The organism is Paenibacillus sp. JT22N1 (assembly GCF_059692155.1).
Map to the genome: position 1 here is coordinate 244,272 of NZ_JCAUAW010000013.1, position 21,738 is coordinate 266,009.

A 21,738-nucleotide genomic window follows, 5' to 3' on the forward strand; every position below is an offset into this window, starting at 1 on the left:
ATTATTTTAGACTATACAACAACTGAATGGTTTGACTTTTCTAAATCATATCCAAAATGTCAATTTCTTAAACATAATGTTTATATTATTGACATAGCGATTACAACATTTTCTAGGGAAGGCGATAAACTATGAATAGTTTATCGCTAATTTCATAGAGTAGATTAAGAGAGTATTTTATTGGAAAGAATGGAGGTATGGAGATGAGTAGGTTTTTATGTACATCATTTCTAATTAAAGATGAGGATTTAGTAGAGGCGGTAAATAGGCAAAGTGATCAAAATAAAGAACAAGGATATTGCGAGCTGTACAGTCAAATGTGGACTGCTATTTGGTCTGCAGCAAAAAAATCTATTATTAAGATTTTAAAACAACGAAGAAGGGATGTTAATATGAAACAAAAATCAAATTATCGTTATAGCGATTGGAAAGTTGAGACTCTTTTGTATGCAGAAATTGGCCAACGAATAAGAGCAGCTCGACGATTTAAAGATTTAACTCAACAAGAGTTAAGTGATCGTATACGCCTTTCAAGAACTTCAATTACAAACCTTGAAAATGGTGTTCAGAAAATTTCATTATATACTTTGTACGAAATATGTTTTGTTCTAGATATAGAAATTCATAGATTAATTCCTAACAATAAACGGGAATCCTCTTAATTTTTTGTTGTTTATATTTTTTATTTGTATATTAATATATATATTAATTAATTGATTAATATATATAAGTTCTATCAATGGTTGTGTTGGCCTCTGCTGTTCAAAATAATGTAGTTTCATTTTCTCGATTATAAGGATATACCACTCTCCTACTTTCTCAGTAAGATCGAACCCTGTTTTTTAAACACTTCGAGCCTGAACTTGATGTTTCCATTATTAAATCCCTGCCCAACAATACGAAAGACTCTTAAGTGTTCACCCCCTTAGCTCGTCGGAGCTGCTCTTTTAAGGTTCTGATTGCACTTTGATATCGAAGAATTTGATCATCTTCTACTGGAGTTTGAACAGTTGTAGCAACCTCAATTGATTTAATATCAAACAATAGGATGTCATTAAGATTCTGCGGGTCATACAAAATGATGACCTTCCACTCACCTTTTATCATAGCATGCTCGAACCACTTCAGTTTGACCATGTTTGCACATGTGTACACCAGGTCATTAAAGAGTACTCCTTTATTTGACACAGTTGCCAAGCCCAATTCGAAATTTTGTTCATTATCCATTTTTATCACCTCATCAATCATTTTGTTCAATTAATAATAAAATAATACCTACAGGTCTCAATAAAAATTAATGAGACCTGTATGTGTATGTTATCGCATTAAACCTTTGAGTACTCTATATTTGAGGTGTAATGATGGATAATAATGTGCTAGGAATCATCGGTCAGAGGATAAGGGATCTTCGGAAACAACGTGGTTTATCTCAGGAGCAACTAGGTGAAATGGCAGGCGTACATTTTTCTTACATAGGTAAAATTGAACGAGCTGAGAAGAATGTTACAATCGTTAATCTTGAAAAAATAGCAGGAGCGCTTGGGGTTTCTTTTTTTGATTTACTTCTATTTGGAAAGTTTATAAGACCGGATCAAACTGAGAAGGATAAAATCCTGAATCAATTATTTCAAAGTCTTACGCTTATGAAAGTTAATGATTTGCGAAAGCTAGGCATCCTAATCCATAGTTGGTTTCAAGAACAATGAAAAACCATCTCCGTTTTCGCGGATGATGGTTTTTCATTTGTCTCAGGAGTTTGATAAGTCACTATAACGTCGTTCCAATGTATTGTGAGAGCTTGCTTTAAAGCGGCTTTCGGATATACCTGAAACAACATCTTCGCTTTATGGCAACTCAGGTAAACCAGGTTATGGACTACAAGTAATCTAAAAGTTTTATTGCCATGATGGGTAACATTGATAAATGCATAAGTTTTCCGTTTTGTTGTAACTTAACCCATAAGTTTGCCGCTTTGGAAAGCTTATGCTTCCAATTTACCATGGCAAACTTATGCTTCCTAATACAAAAAGCCCTTGAAAATCAAGGGCTTTTGATTAATAAGAATTCAATTTGTGTTCAGACTTATTTCTATTTCTCTGGGACAATGAGTTCCGCATCAGTAGCAATAGTACAAGACCTATTCAAAGCATAGGAATGAATTGAGATTAATGATGATAGCCACTCGTATTCTACGAGTTCTAATTAACCATGCTATAAGTGAACATCGTACAACAGCGATCGAAAAAATGCTGATATTGATGCAAATCATAAACGGATTAACAAAGATACCTTTCTTCGTTTGCAATCAACTCAAGATAGTTTATACGCATAATAGCTACTTATCCGTTAACCTCACATCGATCCTAAAAATAACGTCGATACAATTCTCTCCGTCGTTCACCCCTCAACTGGGCATAAATCTGAGTGGTTGATGCTTTTTCATGCCCAAGCATCCCTTGTATAAACTCCAATGGTGCACCGTTATCTAACAGTTGACAAGCATAGGTATGCCGAAAACGATGTGGGTATACATTTGCAGCTACTTCACCTCGCGCTGCCAACAGTTTTATTGAGTGACGGATCGTTGGGATACTCAAACGGCGGATAGGATGACTTTCGGTGACGAACAACGCTTTACTGGAATCCCCACGACTCTCAAGGTATCTTTTTAACCATACCTTGCACTCTGTCGTAAAATATACTTCCCTTTGTTTGGATCCCTTACCATTTACAATTGCCGAGCAGTTTTCCCAGTTGATGTCTTCAATATTTAATTTCTGTACTTCACCGACGCGGCAACCCGTACAATACAGAAATTCTAGAAGAGCATGCTCACGTGGTGAATGACATGAAATCTTTAAATGGATAACATCTTCTTCAATCAGAAATTTGGGAATTCGTTTATCCATCTTTGGTTCTCTCAACTTAATGGATGGATTTTTAGGAATATGCCCTTCTTCAAAAGCAAAACGAAAAAGAGAACGCACAAATCGGATCCGATGTCCTAAACTGCTTGGCTTTAATCGCTCTGTTTGTTTGGCCAAATAGTCTTTTAGCAGATTTAAAGATACCTCCTCGAGTTCGAGATTACCCATTTCGCGGATCAACATCTTTAACTGAAGAAAGTAAGCTTTTAATGTGTGAGGACTGAACCCCAATATTCGTTTATCGGCTTCATACAGCATCCATAACTCGTCTAATTTCATAGAAAACCCTCCCAATTCATCTAATAATTCTAGCTTTACTAGAATCGGGAGGATTTAATCTATCTAGAGTATCTTTTTCAAAATAATTAAGATAACACGCTGATTGAATCTAAGTGCCCATGAGCTTAATTGACAAAATCTTAGCAAAATAGTCGAACCAGACTGTTAAAATTATTTCATAACTTCTTGAGTGCTATTGTAAATAATTTCATAAAGGGAGATAACAATGCCAAAACAACGTCAACTAAAAGAACCTTCAGACTTTGAACGAATGCGTATATTTCAGCAGCCAATCTCGATCTTTTTACAAGGTGAACTTATAGGTGAGAATGTAATAATTGAATCTCATGATGAAGAAATTGTATTAAGCACCATTGGAGAAAGGTTCGTAAAGGCAAGTTGTCAATTTCTTAGTAAAAGATAATTCCAATACCATACTCATAGTCATAGAATATAGTTATCACTAAGAAGAATAAACGTAATAATAAAAGGTCAGTCTGCTGAAGCAAACTGACCTTTTATTATTCAACTATAGTTTCTCGTTAGTTGAATGGAAACGGAGCAGCTGCCACAGCTGGAAAAACTGCTCCTTTTTTTAATAAAACTATCGGTCTACAAGTTCTTAAGTGGCCTCCAGCGTTGAGCGTTTTTTTGAGCAACGAAGCTTAGTCTCGCTTCCGTTTTTGGCTATGCGAAGTTTTCGGCCACCGATAGGAAGGGACATGGTCCAGCATTGTTTGGAAAATAACGCCCCATTCGCGTTCGTTTAATGCGTAAACCGGCTTATCCCGATCGATCCCAAGGCTCGACGCCAAATGTTTCAATTGCGGGGGGGTAAAGACGGTACTGAACGCTCCGCCGAAAGGTAACTTCGGATTTCTTAGCCCCCATTCAGCAAGACCCGTAAACAAAGCGCCATAGCGGCATGGAACTTCAGGGCATGCCTTTCTCCATATCGATAATATGCAGCATTCCACCTTCGGAGGCGGCGAAAAATAACCCGGGGGGAGTGTCTGCACCAGTTCCATGTCATACCTCATCCTCCAGCTTAATAGCTGAGGATTCGTCACGACTGAAGAGGTAAACCGTTTGGCCGCTCCCTTCTCTAAAATGATGGTGGCCCGCTGCAGCGGGGTAGAAGGATCATCCAATAGCTTTCTCAGAATTGGAGTCGTAATCGAAAAAGGGATATTCGACACGACGCAAAAGGGCTCTCTTGGAAGGTATCCCCGCATAAAATCGCCATGAACGATTTTAATATTAGATTCGCCTTCCACCTTGCCGATCAATTTTTGAACATACGCGGCATCGTTCTCAAAAGCGATGACGATCCTCGCCTTCTCCGCCAAAGGCAGCGTGATCGCGCCGAGGCCGGCCCCTATTTCAATGATGACGTCTTTTTTCGTAATTTTTGCCGTTTCGATCAAATCACGCACCGCGCGTTTGTTATGCAGGAAATGCTGACCGGAGAAGTTAGGGCTGCCTCCGCTTTTATTTGGATTCGTGCGGGACCTGTTCCCGGGAACGACGGGCTTTTTATTCTTTTTACGCAACACAAAAACACCTCATTCATTTGTTTAGGTAAATGAAAAAGGCACACCACAAATAGACCCGATCCCTCTTTCAAAAAAACGGATGAGTCAACCTGTACCGCACCTCTTTTTACCGTAAACGCATGTAATGGGTGATCAAATAAAGCACCTCCTAAATACTATTGCCATTATAACAAATACGCCAACCATTTCAAATTACTGCTGCTTGGTAGCACTTCATGAATAATTACCAGACTAAGAAGTAACTTCAATTCAGTTCCACCATTTCTATATAGTTTTTAAATTAATCTCCCTCTTAAAAAAAAAGCATTCATTACTGTAACCTGCCCGTTACTTCAATTAAAACGGCAGCCGGAATGTTTTCCGACTGCCATTGTTTTATATTTGAACTATCGTTCTCCGTTAGTTTATCAACCGATACATTTACTTGAGATCCAAGTTAATCGAGTATACCACTTTAGGGAGAGCATTATTACATTCCTTCGACGGTTCTGATATTTCCCTCTACATTCACAGACATGTAAACGTCTATGAGATCCTCACTTTCAACTTTAAAACCAAACCGTTCATAAAGACGTTTAGCAGAGCTTCCTTGTAAAACATTTAATGTTACACGTTTTCCTTTTACATCATTTTGTTCAAGCAATTTTTTTAATACATGACTACCGACCCCTTTACCTTGGTAATTGGGATAAATATAGAAATGTTCCAATAAATAACCATCTAACGTTGGTTTAAGAGCTACGCAGCCAACAAAAGAAGAATCTGACTCAATAATCCAAGTGTGATCTGAGTCAAATGAATTACGGAAGCGTTGACGAACCTTCTCTTCATCAAACCTTCCTAACCTAGTTAAATCATTTCGTAGTACAATTGCCCGTAAATTAGCAATTGTCTCAACATCGGAATTTTGGGATTGGCGAAGAGTAATCTGTTTCATTTAACGTAACAGCTCCTTTATTCTTTTTTAGACAGCATAGAGGTTGAGCCCCCTTAAAAATCATTGAAATTATTTATTTTAAGGTCATTATGTCCTTCGCATATTATAGCGGTTTAATAAGGGCGTATCTATGTAGTCATTTGTAATGCTAAGATATTAACATTGGATAGCTGCCCGTTAACGGAACAGGCTACCGAGAATAAATCTGCGGTAGCCTGTTTTGGTATTTTATTGAGCTATCGTTCAGCGTTAACGTAATCAAAAAGTTTTGGACAGAATTTATCAATAAACTCTATCATATATGTTAGCTGAGCAACATGAATGGAAACTTAAGCAAGCGATGGATCGGTTCCATAGAAGTGATCCCTTCCCCACTCACAGTCGCTGTTCTAATCCCGGTTGATTTGCGGCGGATTGGCTTGGATATAGGCAATAAACTCCCGGGATGCATAAGAAAGGTATTTATCCCGGGGATAAATAAGCCCCAACTCCCAAGCAATCTGCGGAAAGGAAATCGAAACGGTATGAACGGCAAGATGATGCAAACGGTTCGCCATCGATCTGGGAATCAATGAAATTCCTAATTGAGACGCCACCATCTCGCAGCAGAAATCCCACAGGGAGGTCATATGAACTGCCTCGGGTTCGAATCCGGCCTGCAAGCATGCTTGCCAAACAACGTCATGCAGGGCGAATTCCTTGGTGAACAGAATAAACGGCTCATTCTTTAATTCGACTAAAGTGACGGAATTTCTCCCGGCAAGCCAGTGATGATTGCTTACAATGACAACCAGCTCTTCAGATAACAATGGAACCGTTCCATACAGTCTAGTGTTCACCGGTAACACAGTGACCCCAAAATCGATATTTCTTTGATCCATCTGCATTTCTACCTGTTTCGAGCTATATTCTACCATTTGAATTTCAATCCTGGGATAACTCTTCTTGAATCCGGCAATTATTTTTGGGAAAAGCAATGCGCTGATTGTAGGCAATATTCCCATCTTCACTTTTCCTCTTTGCAATTGAACCAGCTCATTAACAGAAGAAGTTAACTCCTCCAGCAGTTGCAAAATTATTAAAGCCTTCTCGTTAACCAGCTTTCCTGTATCCGTGAGTTCAACCTCCCTCTCGGAACGGTCAAGCAAAGTAACTCCCAATTCGTCTTCCAGACTTTTGATCATCTTGCTGATGGATGGCTGAGAAACAAAAAGGGCCTGCGAAGCTTTTGTAAAATTTTTATGTTTGGCCACCTCTGCAAAATAATGAAGCTGTCTAATATCCATCTGATCCGGATCTGCCTCCTCCCCCTATAGGCAAAGTGGTATCCAAACCATTCAACCTTCGTCTTAAGATTATGATATGTCGTACGCGCAAAAAACAGCACCGGCGCGCCGCTAAACGCTTAGTGCTGTTCGAAAATGCCGGCGAATTAAACCGGATATACCGGGTGCTTCCGCTCAGAGAAGACGACAACCTTTGAAGAATAAGCCTCGAATCGATTCACTAACTCGTCGCGTAACGAATCGGCCGGAATAATCCCATCAATAATCATTTCTGAGGCTAAACGGTAAATATCAATATCCTGCTTATATTCCTCCCGCTTTTGTTGGATAAAAGAGGCCCGTTCGTTTTCAGTCAGTTGAGCAATTTTATTGGCATAGACGGCGTTAACCGCAGCTTCCGGTCCCATCACCGCAATTTGAGCTGTAGGCAATGCGAGACAGCAATCTGGTTCAAACGCAGGACCAGCCATCGCATAGAGTCCTGCTCCGTATGCTTTACGAACAATAACCGAGATTTTTGGTACGCTCGCCTCAGACATGGCAGAGATCATTTTCGCACCATGGCGGATAATTCCTGCCCGTTCCACTTTGGTGCCGATCATAAAACCAGGGACGTCGACGAGAAACAGAAGCGGGATATGAAATGCGTCGCAAAGGTTAATAAATCTCGTTGCCTTATCCGCCGAATCGTGGAACAGTACGCCTCCTTTAACCTGCGGCTGATTAGCAATGATCCCAACCGGTTTTCCGTTCATTCGGGCCAATCCCGTAATCAGTTCGCCGGCAAACAGCTTCTTCATCTCAAAGAATGACCCCTCGTCAATAATCCGGTCAATCAGGTCATACATACTAAACGGGGCATTCTGATTGGACGGGATGAGCTCTTCTAATGACTTCTCAAAGTATTGTGGTGCCGCTGCTTCCACGACCGGCGGTTTTTCGGAAAAATTGGCAGGAAAATAGGAGAGGTATCGTCGTGCCATCGAAATGGCTTCTTCTTCGTTTTTGGCCAGCACATCACCGCATCCGGATACCGAGCAATGCATGCGCGCGCCACCCATTTCTTCTAACGTAACCTTTTCTCCGATAACCATCTCCGCCATCCGCGGAGAACCAAGATACATGGATGCATTTCCATCCACCATAATCACGATATCGCAAAATGCCGGAATGTATGCTCCGCCTGCAGCCGACGGACCAAAGAGCAAGCAGATTTGAGGAATTTTCCCCGACAATTTGACCTGATTGTAAAAAATACGGCCAGCCCCGCGCCGTCCGGGGAACATCTCGACCTGGTCCGTAATGCGAGCACCTGCTGAATCCACCAGGTAAATCAGTGGCACTCTCATTTTGTCGGCCGTCTCTTGTATTCGAATGATCTTCTCTACCGTACGTGATCCCCAAGAACCGGCTTTTACGGTGGAATCATTGGCCATCACACAAACGATTCTCCCATCAATCTTTCCAATTGCCGTAACCACGCCATCCGACGGAAGATCTTCTGCCAGGCAGTTGGCAAATAACGCATCCTCCAGCTCGAAACCCAGATCAAACAATAGCTTCAAACGTTCGCGAACAAATCGTTTTCCTTGCTCCGCGTTCTTTTGATGATAAGACTGTGCTCCCCCTTTGAAGATCCGTGAAATACGTTCCTGCAGCTGCTCCGGATTTATTTCCAGTGACATCCCCTATTCCTCCTTATCTCAAAAATGATTGTTACTCACCATTAAATATGGGGGGACGCTTTTCTTTGAAGGCCTGTAGTCCTTCCGAGCGATCCTTTGTCGGAATCGTTACTTCATAGGCATTTTGCTCAATTGCAAGCCCGGTGCTCAGATCCGCATCAAATCCCTTATCGATTGCGAACTTGGCCTGCGCCACGGCGATAGGAGCATTTCGAACAATTTGGCCGGCTATTTCTAGTGCTTTATCGAGAAGTGATTCAGGCGGTGTCACATACTCTACCACCCCCATGTCCCTAGCCTCTTTGGCATCGATTCTTCTTGCCGTGAAAATGAGCTCTTTGGCGCGCCCCTTCCCGATCAGCCTCGGCAACCGCTGCGTTCCTCCTGCGCCTGGAATAATCCCAAGCGAAGTCTCCGTAAGGGCGAATGTTGCCGTTTCGGAGGCGATCCGAATGTCACATGCCAACGCCAATTCCGTTCCCCCACCAAAAGCGGTACCGTTCACGGCGGCAATGACCGGCTGGGGCAAGGCTTCTAAATCATTGATGATCTCGCGAATCAATGAAACCGTCCTGCGCACCCGGTTCATGTCCATTTCTGCGCGCTCTTTTAAATCGGCACCTGCGCAAAAAGCTTTCTTTCCAGCCCCTGTGACCACGACACAGCGAACAGATCGGTCAAATTTACATGTCGCAGCTGCATCCCGCAATTCTTCCAGCATTTTTATCGATAGCGCATTAGCGGCTTCCGGCCGGTTTAAAGTCATGAGCACAATTCCATTGCCAATGTTGGAGACCAATACAGCTTTTTCCATGATCACTACCCTTCCTTGAACCGAATCACGAGACTGTCTTTCCGTTCGAGCTGTCGACCTGAAGATTATGGCTTGGTAAAGCTCTTCCTATCTTTTCCTGAATAAAACGGGCAGCGGAGAGCAGCTTTTCCTGATTTACCCCAGTTTTAATCCCCATCGCATCAAGCATGTAAAGTAAATCATCCGAAGCCACATTGCCTGAGGCTCCAGGCGCATACGGGCATCCGCCTAAACCGCCGACGGAAGCATCAAACGTCGTGATCCCCATGTCCATGGACACCAGAATATTAGCAAGAGCCGTCCCGCGCGTATTATGAAAATGCAGGGCCAGTTTTTTGGCATCAAAACGCTTTAAAAGAATATCCAATACACCTTGCACCTGCTTAGGATTTGCAATGCCAATCGTGTCCCCGAGAGATAACTCGCCAATCCCCATATCGAACAAAGTTTCCGATACCCGGATCACCTCGTCGATGGAAACAGGACCTTCATAGGGACAACCGAAGACGGTTGACACATAACCGCGGACTGACTTTCCTGCTGAAAGAGCTTCTTGCGCCACTTCTCTTAGCATGGGAAAGGTAACGCTAATCGACTTGTTTATGTTCCTTTGATTATGGGTTTCGCTGGCTGACATAAAGATGGCCGCTTCATCCACATCGACTTCCAACGCTCGCTCCAGCCATTGACGATTCGGAACGAGAGCTGAATAAATGACGCTAGGCATTCGTTCAATTCCTTTCGCAACTTCAACGGCATCTGCCAGCGCCGGGATCCACTTTGGATTCACAAATGAAGTGATTTCGATGGATTTGATTCCGGTGCCGGACAATTGGTTAATCCAAGCTATTTTATCCTCTGTCGAAACAAAGACCTTCTCATTCTGTAATCCATCCCTCGGACCAACCTCTTTGATCGTCACACTCGCCGGCCAGTTGATCTCCCCCACCCCTAGCATATGTTTAATCCAGCACGATCAATAGATCTCCTTCATCAACAAAGTCGCCTTCGCTTACGATTACTTCTTTTACCGTCCCTCCGGAACTAACCGCAACTGGGATCTCCATTTTCATCGATTCCAATATGGCCACATCTTGTCCCGCTTCGACTTGATCCCCTGGCTTGACAAGAATTTTATATATACTCCCCGCCATAAACGCCACGATTTTGTTCACCTGAATAACCTCCTGTTTTACGAATAGCCTTCCGGAAACTCGCCGAGGCGCCATCATGTCATGTCTTCTCTAGTAAATACTTTGCAACGAAATCCGTTGTCGTATCGCCTGAACGGAATGCGGGATGCGCGATTACTTCTTGCAGCATCGGGATGTTTGTTTTGATTCCCTGAACTTGATAATGGGCTAACGCCTCTTGAAGTCGGTCAATCGCCTCGTCGCGATCTTTCCCTTTGACCACGAGCTTGGCAATCATCGGATCATAGAAGGGAGTGACCAAGGAGCCTTCATGAACAGCCAACTCATGGCGGATTCCCTGTCCTTCGGGAATGGCAAACTTCGTAATCGTTCCCGGAGATGGGAAGAACGTCTTCGGATCTTCTGCATAAATCCGCACTTCAATCGCATGACCGTCGCGTTTCACATCGGATTGACCAAGATTCAAGGAATGTCCGGCCGCAATTCGCAGTTGTTCTGCAACCAAGTCCAAGCCGGTAATCTCTTCTGTAATCGTATGCTCGACCTGTAGACGAGTATTCATTTCAAGGAAAAAGAAGTTTTTGTTCTCGTCAACTAAAAACTCAATGGTTCCTGCATTCCGGTATCCGATGGATTTAGCCGCCTTTACCGCCGCTTCTCCCATTTTGCCGCGTGTGAGTTCATCCAAATAGGTAGAAGGGGCTTCCTCCACTACTTTTTGATGGCGGCGTTGAATGGAACATTCCCGTTCCCATAAGTAGACTGTATTCCCATATGAATCGGCTAAAATCTGAATTTCGATGTGCCGGGGATTTTCCACAACTTTCTCAACATACATGGCCCCATCTCCGAAAAAATCAGAGGCGCGTTTCCGGTTCCCTTCAAATGCTTTTTGAATTTCCGATTCGCTGCGAACGATCTGCATACCGATCCCGCCACCGCCGGCCGAAGCCTTGAGCATGACCGGGTAACCGATACAACTAGCTGCGCGTGCTGCTTCTTCCGAATCCGCTAACGGATAGGAAATGCCAGGGACTACAGGCACACCTGCCTTTTCTATTATATTCCGGGATTCAATTTTACTGCCCATGCGGGAGATGACATCCGCTGATGGACCGATGAATACGATACCGGCTTCCTCGCAGCGGCGGGCAAATTCGGCATTTTCCGATAGAAGGCCATATCCTGGGTGAATGGCCTCCGATTTGGAAAGACGGGCGATTTCCAAAATTTTTACGATATTCAAGTAGCTCTCTGCTACTTTAGGACCTCCCACCCCGTAGGCCTCATCCGCCATCTTGACATGAGGGGCTTTCTTATCCGCTTCCGAATATATACAGACGGTGGCAATGCCTAGCGATTGGCATGTACGGATCACTCGAGCCGCAATTTCTCCCCGATTAGCGATTAGAATCTTCTTGAACATATAACTACTCCCCTTTAACAGCCGATCTGGCGTGCAATCACCATTCGTTGTATTTCCGAAGTTCCTTCCCCGATCTCTAAAAGCTTGGCGTCCCGGAAGAAGCGCTCCACCTGGTATTCCTTCATATAACCATATCCGCCATGGATCTGAACGGCTTGATCGCAAACCTTCATACACATTTCCGAAGCAAATAATTTGGCCATTGCCGCTTCCTTCTTAAATCCTCTTCCTTGATCCTTAAGCCATGCCGCTTTATAAACCATGTTGCTTGCTACTTCAATATTCATGGCCATGTCGGCCAGTTTAAATTGGATGGCTTGAAAGGCGGATAAGCTTTTGCCAAATTGTTTTCTTACTTTGGCATATTGGAGCGATTTTTCATAAGCTCCTTTAGCGATCCCGACCGCCATAGCCCCGATCCCGATTCTCCCTCCGTCAAGCGTAGCTAAAAATTGCTTGTATCCGTTTCCTTCTTTCCCCAGGAGATTTTCTTTGATAACGGCTGCATTTTCCAAAATTAACTCCGCTGTATTCGAAGCGTGTAGACCCATCTTTTCATAATTGCTAATGACCGTAACTCCCGGTGCATCTGTAGATACTATAAACGCACTGATTCCATCCGTCCCTTTGGAGCGATCCGTTACGGCCGTGAGAGCCAGGTTTTTGGCAAAGCTTGCATTGGTAATAAAGCATTTGGAACCGGAAATGATCCACTGATCCTTATGCAGCTTCGCTGTCGTTTGGGTTCCGCCTGCATCGGAACCTGCATTCGGTTCCGTCAGCCCGAACGCCCCCAAGTATTCTCCTTTACAAAGGGGGGGTAAGTATTTTTCCTTTTGCTCGTGCGTTCCGAATAATTGGATTGGTGCCCCGCCTAATGAAATATGGGCAGAATAGGTGATACCTGTAGATGCGCATACCCGACTTAATTCTTCTACAGCGATAGCAAAGCTTATTGTATCTGCTCCCCCGCCGCCATATTGTTCGGGAAAAGGCAGACCCATGACTCCCAGCTTCGCTAACTTATCGAAAACAGCTTCCGGAAATTCCTTTGTACGATCCCGTTCATCTGCGCCCGGAGCAACCTCTCCTTCCGCAAAATCACGCATCATTTTCTTTATCAACGTTTGTTCTTCATTTAAATCAAAATGCATGATTTCATCGCCCCTTTGAATCGTTAATAGAGTCCGGTTTCCATGCCGTAACCTTCAATCTTTTGCTTGACTCTCTTCAAGAAGCGGCCGCACACAAGACCGTCCAATACCCGGTGATCCAAGGAAAGACAGATGTTCATCATATCGCGGACGGCAATCATGTTATCTATGATAATCGGACGTTTTACGACGGCTTCAACACTTAAAATCGCCACTTGCGGAGGATTGATGATTGGGGCTGAAAGAATGGAGCCGAAAGAGCCTGTGTTATTAACGGTAAACGTTCCGCCGGTTAAATCCTCTAGCGTTAAACTGCCCTCCCTCGTCTTCTTGACCAATTCATCTACTGCTTTTGCAAGACCGTAAATGCTTTTTTGGTCAGCGTCCTTAATGACGGGAACGAATAACGCTCGATCGGTGGCAACGGCAATCGAGATATGAACCGCTTTTTTGACGATAATGTGATCTTCCGCCCATTGTGAATTTAAGGTGGGGAATTCCTTCAAGGCTTCTACAACCGACTTGATAAAGAATGGCAAATAATTTAGATGGATTCCTTCTTTTTTCTTAAATTCCTCTTTTATCTGGTCTCGATAACGTACCAGATTGGTGACATCGCATTCAACCATAATCCAGGCGTGGGGGATCTCCTGCTTGCTTTTTAGCATCCGTTTGGCAATAGTTTTACGGATGGCGGTAACCGGGATCGTCTCGTCTGCTTGATTTAACGTGGAATTGACGCCATCAACCGAAACGGACGGCTTCGGAATTTCGCGGGCCGATTCTATCAGTTGGGACGGCTTAGACGGAGGAATGGAGGCTGCTACGCCCTGCCTCTTTCCTTGCAAAGTCTCCAAGATGTCCTTTCTGGTGATACGTCCGGTAAAGCCTGATCCTTCCACACGGGAAAGATCCAGGTTGTTTTCTTGCGCCAGTTTAAGCACGGCAGGCGAATAGTGTTGGTTCATGGCTGCTTGCGTTGTCACATCATCGGCTCCCTGATATTGAGCGGCAGCTGACGTCTTTGATTCAACCGGCGAGATCGCGTGATCTTCCACCGCAATACAGCAAATCAAAGTTCCTACCGCTACCGTTTCGCCTTCTTGAACGACAATTTCGGATATCGTGCCACTAAAAATAGAAGGAACCTCCGCATTAACTTTATCTGTAATCACTTCGCATACGGGATCGTATTTTTTGACTTTATCCCCGATGTTTACGAGCCACTTGGAGATGGTTCCTTCCGTTACACTTTCCCCTAACTGAGGCATTACGATTTTCTCAGCCATATTCTCCTCCCGATCGGATCAAAATTGGGCCAATTCTTTCATGGCCTGATATACTTTATCCGGATTGAGCATGAAGAATTTCTCCATTGGCGAACTATACGGCATAGCGGGGACGTCCGGACCGCAAAGGCGTTTGATCGGAGCATCCAATTCAAAAAGGCATTCCTCTGCGAGCACAGCTGCTACTTCAGCCCCAACGCCTCCCTCTTTGTTGTCTTCATGAATAATTAACACTTTCCCGGTTTTACGAGCAGCCTCTATAATAGATTTCTTATCCAGAGGATAGAGGGTACGCAAATCCAGAATGTGAGCGCTGTATCCTTCTCGGGAAAGTTTTTCTGCCGCTTCCAACGCAAAATGCAAGGTGAGTCCGTAAGAAATAACCGTGAAGTCTTCTCCTTGCCGCTTAATATCCGACTTCCCGATGGAAACAATGTAATCCGAGTCTGGCACTTCTCCTTTGATCGATCGATAACATCGCTTATGTTCAAAGAAAAGAACAGGATCTTCATCGCGGATGGCTGCTTTTAGCAGTCCTTTGGCATCATAAGGAGTGGAAGGTGTGACCACTTTTAAACCGGGAATGTTGCAAAACATGGCTTCGACGCTTTGCGAATGATAGAGGGCACCGTGAACTCCTCCTCCATAAGGAGCACGTATGACCAAGGGACAGTTCCAATCTCCGTTCGAGCGGTATCTCATTTTGGCTGCTTCATTTACAATTTGGTTTACGGCAGGCATGATATACTCCGCAAACTGAATTTCTGCTACAGGCCTCAATCCATATGCGGCTGCCCCAACCGATACACCTACAATGGCCGCTTCTGATAGTGGCGTATCGATAACCCGTTGTTCTCCAAACTCCTCATAGAATCCCTTTGTAACCCGAAATACACCCCCACGTACCCCGACGTCCTCTCCTAATACAAATACTCTTTTATCTCGCTGCATTTCCTCTCGAAGAGCTTGGGTCACTGCATCAAGATAAGAAATCACGGCCATTTCTCACTCCCCCTGTTCTGCATAAACGTGTTTAAGGGCATCTTCCGGAGCCGAATCCGGAGCAATCTCTGCATATTCCGTGGCCTCATTGATTTCCATCAGCATCCGGTCATGGATTTCCTTCTCTTTAGGTTCATCTAATATCCCCAAATCTTTAAGATAATTGCTGAAGGATGCTAGCGGATCGTTCTTCCTGGCTTCTTCTACTTCTTCACGGGAACGGTAGGTTCGATCATCGTCGTCGCTTGAATGAGGAACTAAACGATAGACGACCACCTCGATAAGCGTAGGCCCTTCTCCTCTTTTTGCCCGATCGGCCGCCTCTTTCGTGACCTTATATACTTCTAAGAGATCATTGCCATCCACTCTGATGCCAGGAAAACCATAACCTTTTGCTCGATCCGCGATACTTTCGCAAGCCGCCTGCTTCGAAAAGGGGACAGAGATGGCATACTTGTTATTCTCGCAGAAGAAAATGACAGGAAGCTTGTGCACCCCCGCAAAGTTCGCCGCTTCGTGAAACTCCCCTTGATTGCTGGCCCCTTCCCCAAAGGCCGTTAACACGACAAGATTTTCCCCCTGCATTCTTCCAGATAAAGCGATTCCAACAGCGTGCGGCACTTGACTCGTTACAACACTGGACCCCGAAAGAATATTCAATCTTTTACTCCCATAATGCCCTGGCATTTGGCGTCCGCCACTGTTTGGATCTCCCGCCTTGGCAAAAGCGGAAAGCATCAATTCCACTACCGTCATCCCGAAAACTATGACCATTCCCATGTCCCGATAATACGGACAAAGAAAATCTTTCGTTTGATCCAACGCAGAAGCCGCTCCTACCTGTGCTGCTTCATGACCTTGGCAAGAAACTAGAAAAGGGATCTTTCCAGCACGATTTAGAATCCACATCCGTTCATCTACTTTTCGCGCCAAAACCATATTCTGATACATTTCAAGAACCTGCTGATCCGATAAACCTAGTGCTTGGTGCCGGTTCTTGACTTGACCATTTCCGGTTTTATTCATAACGTATCCCTCCAACAATTGTGCCGTTTGCATATTGCCGTTTCCTTTATTTTACATAACATCATTCCAATCGAGAAATATATATTGTGCATAGAAACTATGCAAAAAATATATAGCCAGTTTATTTGCAATAAGCTTTCCAAAAAACTACGACGAATCGAATTTTCTACAAAGTAGTTAGATTTGTGTCACAAAACTTAAAATTAGGGACATTTGTGCATTTTTTATTGACATATATCTCCCCACATAAAAATAATAAAAGCCTGATTTCTCAAGCTTTTTCTAATTGGATTATGTGGACAACAACGGCAGCCGATCGTGTGCCGGCTGCCGTCATGTCGTGATTGACTATCATTCTTCGTTAGGGCACAGTGGAGAATACGTGCAGCATTTGGAATGAATTGGGTGAATTAACTCCACCTCTGTTCCCGCATACCTTTTTAACGACACATCCTAATATATCTCGCTATCTTTCATTCATCATCGAAATCTAAAGGATGAAATCCTGCGAATAGACGAGCTTGCGTGAGGAATTTAAATCATACCGAGGGAGTTGAATAAGCGGATCGCGAGATCCGGGTAGTTTTGACGACACTATGCAAAAAGAGACCCACAGCTACGAGCTGAGAGTCTAAAAATATGTTTTAAAGGTGGTTGACTTTTATTTCTTTAGAATAATTCATCAAAAACCCATCAGTGCTAGGGTTGAATTAATCGCTGCACCTTGACTATACGGCCCTTCCACAATGGATCCAGAACCTTGATATTCACGCCTTTACCGCTTGGGTTTGAATGAAGCATGATTTCCTGCCCCTGATCGTCCTTGCCCAACAAGAGAGCCATCCATTCGTGCTCCTGATTGTTCATAAATTCTATTTTCTTCAAGTTGCTGAAGCTTGAAACCAATCTCTCTAATTTCCTGACTGTACTTATTTACAACATCATTTTTTTGTTCGGACATTTATTTTGCCTCCAATTTTTCTAATGTTTTTTTACTTTTATAAGACTTTTCACTTGTCAGTATTACGAAACCATGGTATTCTAATGAAAGATAATTATAATAAGATTTTTAACTCCTCACTGTAATGAGGATGTAAGCAAAGACTCAGTTTTCAAGGATCAGGAAACGCAACCTCCTTTTCACATAATTAAATAAGCAAGGCCTAACTGACTAACGAAAATCGTTGAGTCTATTTTTACGTATGCCACTTTTCAGGTCTCATTCCTAGCATAACATCGAAATTAAAATATCGTCAACAACAATTTCCCTCTTTATTTCCATCCCCTTTTCCTCAAGTGATTTTTAGGTGTTATTAGAGTTTTTTTTAACGCTTTACTAACATGCATGTTCTACCTCCCTATCTAACCAACATGAATCTCCACTTACCATGTTCAAGGCGACCTTTACCATTCAGTTGGTTGATTATTGAATCATGTTCCTTCAGGCCGACAGTGATTAGAAATTGAATGAATGCTTCTTTGGTAAACATACCTTTTCCGATTACCGCGTACATGTCATTACATCCCTCCTGTAGATGAATTTCTCATACAGACCGACACTGATTAAAAGCGCAATATCGATTTTAGACATGGTATCCTCATCAAGTTGTGCTATTTTACTTGTTAGTCTCCATTTGCCGAAACAGCGTCTAAACTTAATCGTTCGACAGCAGCATGTGGTTTTAGGTGGAATAAAGAGATTAGAAAAAAATACGAGAATGAAATGAAGGAAGCAAAACTAAATCGACCTAAGCATAATCCAATTCAACAAGAACCAAAGAGAGAGCTACTTGTCACTATCTCAAGTGCTCCTGATGTAGCCGCAGTCAAACCAATTGTACCAATTTCTAATAATGATACGTTACAGCAAATAATTAGATTAGCTAATGAACAAATACAAAAGTATGATGAGCTGCTTCAAGAGAACATAAAACTCAAAAAAGAAAACGATGAATTAAGACAGAAACAACATGATGAAGATCCAGAAGTTTTAGCAAAGGAAGACCTTGACGCATTCCTTCAAATAATGAAAAGAGCAAAAGGTTTAACCTCAGTAAAATTGAAATGCATAAGAATTCCTTACACTCCACACAATAACATTACACCACGAGAAGGAGTTGGCATAAATGGCTAACAACAACACATTAGTAGTTCCACAAGCAAAGGCCGCATTAAATCAAATGAAGATGGAAGTTGCTCAAGAGTTAGGGATTGCATTTCAACCTACTGGTTACAACGGAAACCTCACTACACGCGATGCAGGCTTCATTGGTGGCAACATCACAAAAAGATTGGTACAAATAGCTGAACAACAACTTCAAGGCTTCCAACGCTAATCCTTTGATGTAGGAGCAAGCAAGCAAAAAAAGACTACAAACACCTTTTCCTCCTTGGGGTGCATGTAGTCTTTTTAATTTATATCATCATTCCTGAGCTGGGTATTCGCTTTTGATTAGTTCAACAGACGCATATTTAGCAGTTTCAAAAACTAATTTAGCTACAGATTTATCCGTTTTGTTCTTAACGATATGACCGTAAAATTTTCCATTCTTCTCGAAAATGAACATAGTCTTATCAGGCTCATTTATTAATGTGTATTTCTCAATCATGTATGACACCTCCAATGGAGTATAAGTTAAATTCTAAATAAAAAACCTCCATTATACAATAGGAGGTTTAGCTGCATTGAATTCTATAATTTATTTTATGGATGCTTATCAAATTTTCTAAGGATATCGGCCAATTTGTCATACATGTTTTTATGATTTCTAACTGATCCATCTTTCTTATTTACTGTTGTATGAAATCCTTTTACATCTTCTGATTCAGGAGCAGTGATATGAATTTCATCCGTTTCTGAGTTATACCAGAAATCAACTTCCATTCGAACATATTTTGTATCTGGTTTACTTTTCATCTTCTCTCTCCTTTATAATAAATCTTGCATTTCAATTGAAGCGCTGATTGACTACAAGTAAAATCCATTTTGTTTAAAATGACTCCATCTAGTTTCAATTTTAGGAAATAATAACAATCTCATTTCCCAGTACATAAATCTAATAAGTAGCCATGCAGGAAATCCAGAAATAATCCAAATATATTTATTGCCCACTTCAACGTCTAGGTTCCCGTGAATTATGTAAAATATCAGTACTCCCATTCCTGCACTCATCAACATAGTCAAAATCTTTTCAGGAGTAAAGAAAAAATCAATAAACGTCAAAATAATCTTTAAAAATATTTTCAAGGAAAGCCCTCCTTTAAAATAAATCATGCCTTTCATTTACGTTTTATTTACAACATAGGTATCGGCCATCATGTCATGAAGTCCTCTTTTTTTAGGATTACTAGCAACCATGATATAACCGATAAACAATATTGCACCCGACAGAATGTTTGCTAAAAAACGACCAATAGAATTTGAGTAACTTAGTTGCTTTCCATTCTTATCGACGACTATTGCTCCAATCGCCAATTTTCCAATTGTTCCTTTGAGGCGTGTGGATGGGAGTATAGTATAATATAAAAACCAAGCTATTAATTGAAATAATCCTATTGGCTTTACGTTTAGAGCAGTAAGAAAATAATACAGTATGATTGAAAGTATGGCTATAACAATCCAATCAACTGCTCTAGCAAAGAATCTTCTCCAGAATCCAACATAGGTTAAAGCAACTTCATTCTGTAATACATGATAAATTACAGATTTGTTCACATGCTGCGTAGGTTTAATATTACGATCTGACTGATATTTGCTCTGTTCTGTTTGCTCCAACCATTTTTTGAGTCTTGGATTCTCATCGGACAATAAAATCACCTCTAGCGATTCATATAATTATGTTCTTCTTAAATAGATCCACCATAAAAAGACAACAAATGCAGCCGCGACTATCAACACAAAGACTAAATCAACAGTTGACGGCATATGTAATGGTGTTCCTTGGCCTATTCCACCTGCCATATTGTCATCTCTCCTGTATTATTAATGTAATGAAAAATTGAGTATTATTTGAGATATTGCATCAAAATGCTCACTGGTCAGCATTAAGTTGAGCACAGAAGCAAACATAATAAAGCACAATAAAGCAGCTATTCCCCAGCCTAACCCCTTTAAGAAGGATTTAACTAAAACATCCAGCATTACTTCTTCCTCCTTTTGAAATAGCCATTTTATTGCGCTTTCTTAATCTTACTTAAATAATCCTCTTCAGTATTAATAAAGTCTCTTTTGCATATGTGCTTGAAACCATATCGCAAATGACCGTAACTAAACACTTTTGAACAAATTGGACAAAGTACTTTAGTTGTCTTTAACATCAAATTGGAATCTCCTTTTAAAACAGCCATTATTTTAATCTTTGTATTCAAAAAAATAACAATATTCCAACTTGGTACGACATCTATGCTGGTTTATTCTCGACTTATCTTGCCAACCATTGCAAAGAAGTGAACCTGTAATCTCATGTTCAGAATTTTGTATTGCAAGTCGAACAGTAGAATTCAAATCATATCCTCCACTTACACATTCCCTACAAATGCAATCAACCTCAAAAGAACTTTTATTACTGCCATCCAATTTCCGCTCAATAGTTTTAGTTAATTTACCTGTCTCGGAATCATAGAAATTAAACACCGCGCTAATCAATGTAACATTCGGATACTCATCTTTGATATAATTTGAATACATATCTATCCCCTCGTTTCACCTATAAATAACGCTTTAAATGGAATCACTTTACCATGATCATAACTTTAGTTCCATCAGGATAATTCTCCAATTGATTTCCCACCCAAGATCCAGCTCCACGATTATCTGAAGGAGTTACGTATTCGATATCTGCACCAGTTCCACCTTCCGCACACATTGCCATTGGAAACTCATCTCTGTCCTTATTGGGCTTTGTAGGGATACCCTTTAAGGATTCCTTGCGATTCTCTTCTGCACCGTTTCGGTCAATCGTACATACTGGAGTTTCGCCTCGTTCTATAGCTGCTTTGACATGTGCCGCGGTTTCTGGGAAGCGATCAGATGGAATGATGATGGTGTATTGAGTTGATGTATTTTGGCTTTTATGTGGAATAGTAAAGACTTCGTATTTATAATAATAAGACAAACCAGCAACCAGTAAAATAAATATTACTAAATATAATAATTTCTTTTTCATTGAACCTACTACCTTTTTAGAATATTTTTGCATCTACC

At 41.9% G+C, this 21,738-nt stretch carries 27 protein-coding genes; 5 read left to right on the forward strand and 22 right to left on the reverse strand.

What is annotated here, in order from left to right:
* Nucleotides 1-203 precede the first annotated feature (203 nt).
* On the forward strand, nucleotides 204-662 hold the full coding sequence (locus AC58UU_RS24870) for a helix-turn-helix domain-containing protein (RefSeq protein ID WP_497319664.1): 459 nt from the start codon (nucleotides 204-206) through the stop codon (nucleotides 660-662).
* 247 nt (nucleotides 663-909) lie between these two features.
* Here the strand turns inward: AC58UU_RS24870 and AC58UU_RS24875 are convergent, their stop codons facing one another.
* Entirely contained in the window at nucleotides 910-1,227 is a 318-nt protein-coding gene (locus AC58UU_RS24875) for a Mu transposase C-terminal domain-containing protein (RefSeq protein ID WP_497319666.1), read from the reverse strand.
* 131 nt (nucleotides 1,228-1,358) lie between these two features.
* On the opposite strand from AC58UU_RS24875, the gene AC58UU_RS24880 reads away from it, so the two are divergent.
* Nucleotides 1,359-1,706 (forward strand): helix-turn-helix domain-containing protein, encoded by a 348-nt coding sequence (locus AC58UU_RS24880; RefSeq protein ID WP_497319668.1) that lies wholly within the window; start codon nucleotides 1,359-1,361, stop codon nucleotides 1,704-1,706.
* Between the two features lie 657 nt (nucleotides 1,707-2,363).
* Here AC58UU_RS24880 and AC58UU_RS24885 read toward each other — a convergent pair.
* Nucleotides 2,364-3,206 carry a tyrosine-type recombinase/integrase gene (locus AC58UU_RS24885; protein ID WP_497319670.1) on the reverse strand — a complete coding sequence of 281 codons (843 nt, stop codon included), beginning with the start codon at nucleotides 3,204-3,206 and terminating at the stop codon, nucleotides 2,364-2,366.
* Nucleotides 3,207-3,432: 226 nt separating this feature from the next.
* On the opposite strand from AC58UU_RS24885, the gene AC58UU_RS24890 reads away from it, so the two are divergent.
* A complete protein-coding gene (locus AC58UU_RS24890) occupies nucleotides 3,433-3,630 on the forward strand; it encodes a hypothetical protein (RefSeq protein WP_497319672.1) in 198 nt (65 codons plus the stop codon).
* 241 nt (nucleotides 3,631-3,871) lie between these two features.
* Here AC58UU_RS24890 and erm read toward each other — a convergent pair whose 3' ends face one another.
* From erm to AC58UU_RS24960, 14 genes are all read right to left on the reverse strand, one after another.
* Nucleotides 3,872-4,762 (reverse strand): 23S ribosomal RNA methyltransferase Erm, encoded by an 891-nt coding sequence (gene erm / locus AC58UU_RS24895; RefSeq protein WP_497319674.1) that lies wholly within the window; start codon nucleotides 4,760-4,762, stop codon nucleotides 3,872-3,874.
* 469 nt (nucleotides 4,763-5,231) lie between these two features.
* Nucleotides 5,232-5,699 (reverse strand): GNAT family N-acetyltransferase, encoded by a 468-nt coding sequence (locus tag AC58UU_RS24900; protein WP_147947152.1) that lies wholly within the window; start codon nucleotides 5,697-5,699, stop codon nucleotides 5,232-5,234.
* A 389-nt stretch (nucleotides 5,700-6,088) separates the two neighbouring features.
* Nucleotides 6,089-6,985, reverse strand: a complete 897-nt coding sequence (locus AC58UU_RS24905) for a LysR family transcriptional regulator (RefSeq protein ID WP_497319676.1) — start codon at nucleotides 6,983-6,985, stop codon at nucleotides 6,089-6,091.
* Nucleotides 6,986-7,131: 146 nt separating this feature from the next.
* On the reverse strand, nucleotides 7,132-8,670 hold the full coding sequence (locus AC58UU_RS24910; protein WP_497319678.1) for an acyl-CoA carboxylase subunit beta: 1,539 nt from the start codon (nucleotides 8,668-8,670) through the stop codon (nucleotides 7,132-7,134).
* Between the two features lie 31 nt (nucleotides 8,671-8,701).
* On the reverse strand, nucleotides 8,702-9,484 hold the full coding sequence (locus AC58UU_RS24915) for an enoyl-CoA hydratase (protein ID WP_497319680.1): 783 nt from the start codon (nucleotides 9,482-9,484) through the stop codon (nucleotides 8,702-8,704).
* Between the two features lie 25 nt (nucleotides 9,485-9,509).
* The gene (locus AC58UU_RS24920; RefSeq protein WP_497319681.1) at nucleotides 9,510-10,442 is read right to left on the reverse strand and encodes a hydroxymethylglutaryl-CoA lyase; all 933 of its coding nucleotides are present in this window, start codon (nucleotides 10,440-10,442) and stop codon (nucleotides 9,510-9,512) included.
* A gap of 4 nt (nucleotides 10,443-10,446) precedes the next feature.
* Nucleotides 10,447-10,659 carry an acetyl-CoA carboxylase biotin carboxyl carrier protein subunit gene (locus tag AC58UU_RS24925; RefSeq protein ID WP_497319682.1) on the reverse strand — a complete coding sequence of 71 codons (213 nt, stop codon included), beginning with the start codon at nucleotides 10,657-10,659 and terminating at the stop codon, nucleotides 10,447-10,449.
* A 58-nt stretch (nucleotides 10,660-10,717) separates the two neighbouring features.
* A complete protein-coding gene (locus AC58UU_RS24930) occupies nucleotides 10,718-12,064 on the reverse strand; it encodes an acetyl-CoA carboxylase biotin carboxylase subunit (protein ID WP_497319684.1) in 1,347 nt (448 codons plus the stop codon).
* Between the two features lie 14 nt (nucleotides 12,065-12,078).
* Nucleotides 12,079-13,218, reverse strand: coding sequence for an acyl-CoA dehydrogenase family protein (locus tag AC58UU_RS24935; RefSeq protein WP_497319686.1), 1,140 nt, complete (start codon nucleotides 13,216-13,218; stop codon nucleotides 12,079-12,081).
* Between the two features lie 23 nt (nucleotides 13,219-13,241).
* The gene (locus AC58UU_RS24940; protein WP_497319687.1) at nucleotides 13,242-14,507 is read right to left on the reverse strand and encodes a dihydrolipoamide acetyltransferase family protein; all 1,266 of its coding nucleotides are present in this window, start codon (nucleotides 14,505-14,507) and stop codon (nucleotides 13,242-13,244) included.
* An 18-nt stretch (nucleotides 14,508-14,525) separates the two neighbouring features.
* Entirely contained in the window at nucleotides 14,526-15,509 is a 984-nt protein-coding gene (locus tag AC58UU_RS24945; protein WP_497319688.1) for an alpha-ketoacid dehydrogenase subunit beta, read from the reverse strand.
* A gap of 3 nt (nucleotides 15,510-15,512) precedes the next feature.
* The gene (locus AC58UU_RS24950) at nucleotides 15,513-16,535 is read right to left on the reverse strand and encodes a thiamine pyrophosphate-dependent dehydrogenase E1 component subunit alpha (RefSeq protein ID WP_497319689.1); all 1,023 of its coding nucleotides are present in this window, start codon (nucleotides 16,533-16,535) and stop codon (nucleotides 15,513-15,515) included.
* Between the two features lie 775 nt (nucleotides 16,536-17,310).
* Complete coding sequence (locus tag AC58UU_RS24955; RefSeq protein WP_497319690.1) at nucleotides 17,311-17,496, reverse strand: hypothetical protein; 186 nt, start codon at nucleotides 17,494-17,496, stop codon at nucleotides 17,311-17,313.
* Nucleotides 17,497-17,893: 397 nt separating this feature from the next.
* Nucleotides 17,894-18,049 (reverse strand): hypothetical protein, encoded by a 156-nt coding sequence (locus AC58UU_RS24960; protein WP_497319692.1) that lies wholly within the window; start codon nucleotides 18,047-18,049, stop codon nucleotides 17,894-17,896.
* 209 nt (nucleotides 18,050-18,258) lie between these two features.
* Here AC58UU_RS24960 and AC58UU_RS24965 point away from each other — a divergent pair, with 209 nt between their 5' ends.
* Entirely contained in the window at nucleotides 18,259-18,669 is a 411-nt protein-coding gene (locus AC58UU_RS24965; protein WP_497319694.1) for a hypothetical protein, read from the forward strand.
* Complete coding sequence (locus AC58UU_RS24970) at nucleotides 18,662-18,871, forward strand: alpha/beta-type small acid-soluble spore protein (RefSeq protein WP_497319695.1); 210 nt, start codon at nucleotides 18,662-18,664, stop codon at nucleotides 18,869-18,871. Before AC58UU_RS24965 ends, AC58UU_RS24970 begins: the two co-directional genes overlap by 8 nt.
* 87 nt (nucleotides 18,872-18,958) lie before the next feature.
* Here AC58UU_RS24970 and AC58UU_RS24975 read toward each other — a convergent pair whose 3' ends face one another.
* The 6 genes from AC58UU_RS24975 to AC58UU_RS25000 form a co-directional block, all read right to left on the reverse strand.
* A complete protein-coding gene (locus AC58UU_RS24975) occupies nucleotides 18,959-19,144 on the reverse strand; it encodes a hypothetical protein (RefSeq protein ID WP_497319696.1) in 186 nt (61 codons plus the stop codon).
* Between the two features lie 95 nt (nucleotides 19,145-19,239).
* Complete coding sequence (locus tag AC58UU_RS24980) at nucleotides 19,240-19,452, reverse strand: hypothetical protein (protein WP_497319697.1); 213 nt, start codon at nucleotides 19,450-19,452, stop codon at nucleotides 19,240-19,242.
* Nucleotides 19,453-19,503: 51 nt separating this feature from the next.
* Nucleotides 19,504-19,782 (reverse strand): hypothetical protein, encoded by a 279-nt coding sequence (locus AC58UU_RS24985; protein WP_497319698.1) that lies wholly within the window; start codon nucleotides 19,780-19,782, stop codon nucleotides 19,504-19,506.
* Between the two features lie 36 nt (nucleotides 19,783-19,818).
* Nucleotides 19,819-20,343 (reverse strand): RDD family protein, encoded by a 525-nt coding sequence (locus AC58UU_RS24990; protein ID WP_497319699.1) that lies wholly within the window; start codon nucleotides 20,341-20,343, stop codon nucleotides 19,819-19,821.
* 174 nt (nucleotides 20,344-20,517) lie between these two features.
* A complete protein-coding gene (locus AC58UU_RS24995) occupies nucleotides 20,518-20,676 on the reverse strand; it encodes a hypothetical protein (protein WP_497319701.1) in 159 nt (52 codons plus the stop codon).
* Nucleotides 20,677-21,265: 589 nt separating this feature from the next.
* On the reverse strand, nucleotides 21,266-21,700 hold the full coding sequence (locus AC58UU_RS25000; protein ID WP_497319702.1) for a NucA/NucB deoxyribonuclease domain-containing protein: 435 nt from the start codon (nucleotides 21,698-21,700) through the stop codon (nucleotides 21,266-21,268).
* Nucleotides 21,701-21,738: the final 38 nt, after the last annotated feature.

What these genes read in the sequence shown, in the direction of transcription:
- AC58UU_RS24945 (WP_497319688.1), bottom strand. Translation starts at nt 15,509, where the DNA reads ATGGCCGTGATTTCTTATCTTGATGCAGTGACCCAAGCTCTTCGAGAG.
- AC58UU_RS24910 (WP_497319678.1), bottom strand. Translation starts at nt 8,670, where the DNA reads ATGTCACTGGAAATAAATCCGGAGCAGCTGCAGGAACGTATTTCACGG.
- AC58UU_RS24920 (WP_497319681.1), bottom strand. Translation starts at nt 10,442, where the DNA reads ATGCTAGGGGTGGGGGAGATCAACTGGCCGGCGAGTGTGACGATCAAA.
- AC58UU_RS24890 (WP_497319672.1), top strand. Translation starts at nt 3,433, where the DNA reads ATGCCAAAACAACGTCAACTAAAAGAACCTTCAGACTTTGAACGAATG.
- AC58UU_RS24915 (WP_497319680.1), bottom strand. Translation starts at nt 9,484, where the DNA reads ATGGAAAAAGCTGTATTGGTCTCCAACATTGGCAATGGAATTGTGCTC.
- AC58UU_RS24885 (WP_497319670.1), bottom strand. Translation starts at nt 3,206, where the DNA reads ATGAAATTAGACGAGTTATGGATGCTGTATGAAGCCGATAAACGAATA.
- AC58UU_RS24880 (WP_497319668.1), top strand. Translation starts at nt 1,359, where the DNA reads ATGATGGATAATAATGTGCTAGGAATCATCGGTCAGAGGATAAGGGAT.
- AC58UU_RS24970 (WP_497319695.1), top strand. Translation starts at nt 18,662, where the DNA reads ATGGCTAACAACAACACATTAGTAGTTCCACAAGCAAAGGCCGCATTA.
- AC58UU_RS24965 (WP_497319694.1), top strand. Translation starts at nt 18,259, where the DNA reads ATGAAGGAAGCAAAACTAAATCGACCTAAGCATAATCCAATTCAACAA.
- AC58UU_RS24955 (WP_497319690.1), bottom strand. Translation starts at nt 17,496, where the DNA reads ATGTCCGAACAAAAAAATGATGTTGTAAATAAGTACAGTCAGGAAATT.
- AC58UU_RS24870 (WP_497319664.1), top strand. Translation starts at nt 204, where the DNA reads ATGAGTAGGTTTTTATGTACATCATTTCTAATTAAAGATGAGGATTTA.
- AC58UU_RS24995 (WP_497319701.1), bottom strand. Translation starts at nt 20,676, where the DNA reads ATGCTGGATGTTTTAGTTAAATCCTTCTTAAAGGGGTTAGGCTGGGGA.
- AC58UU_RS24940 (WP_497319687.1), bottom strand. Translation starts at nt 14,507, where the DNA reads ATGGCTGAGAAAATCGTAATGCCTCAGTTAGGGGAAAGTGTAACGGAA.
- AC58UU_RS24905 (WP_497319676.1), bottom strand. Translation starts at nt 6,985, where the DNA reads ATGGATATTAGACAGCTTCATTATTTTGCAGAGGTGGCCAAACATAAA.
- AC58UU_RS25000 (WP_497319702.1), bottom strand. Translation starts at nt 21,700, where the DNA reads ATGAAAAAGAAATTATTATATTTAGTAATATTTATTTTACTGGTTGCT.
- AC58UU_RS24935 (WP_497319686.1), bottom strand. Translation starts at nt 13,218, where the DNA reads ATGCATTTTGATTTAAATGAAGAACAAACGTTGATAAAGAAAATGATG.
- AC58UU_RS24900 (WP_147947152.1), bottom strand. Translation starts at nt 5,699, where the DNA reads ATGAAACAGATTACTCTTCGCCAATCCCAAAATTCCGATGTTGAGACA.
- AC58UU_RS24975 (WP_497319696.1), bottom strand. Translation starts at nt 19,144, where the DNA reads ATGATTGAGAAATACACATTAATAAATGAGCCTGATAAGACTATGTTC.
- AC58UU_RS24960 (WP_497319692.1), bottom strand. Translation starts at nt 18,049, where the DNA reads ATGTACGCGGTAATCGGAAAAGGTATGTTTACCAAAGAAGCATTCATT.
- AC58UU_RS24875 (WP_497319666.1), bottom strand. Translation starts at nt 1,227, where the DNA reads ATGGATAATGAACAAAATTTCGAATTGGGCTTGGCAACTGTGTCAAAT.
- AC58UU_RS24980 (WP_497319697.1), bottom strand. Translation starts at nt 19,452, where the DNA reads ATGAAAAGTAAACCAGATACAAAATATGTTCGAATGGAAGTTGATTTC.
- AC58UU_RS24930 (WP_497319684.1), bottom strand. Translation starts at nt 12,064, where the DNA reads ATGTTCAAGAAGATTCTAATCGCTAATCGGGGAGAAATTGCGGCTCGA.
- AC58UU_RS24950 (WP_497319689.1), bottom strand. Translation starts at nt 16,535, where the DNA reads ATGAATAAAACCGGAAATGGTCAAGTCAAGAACCGGCACCAAGCACTA.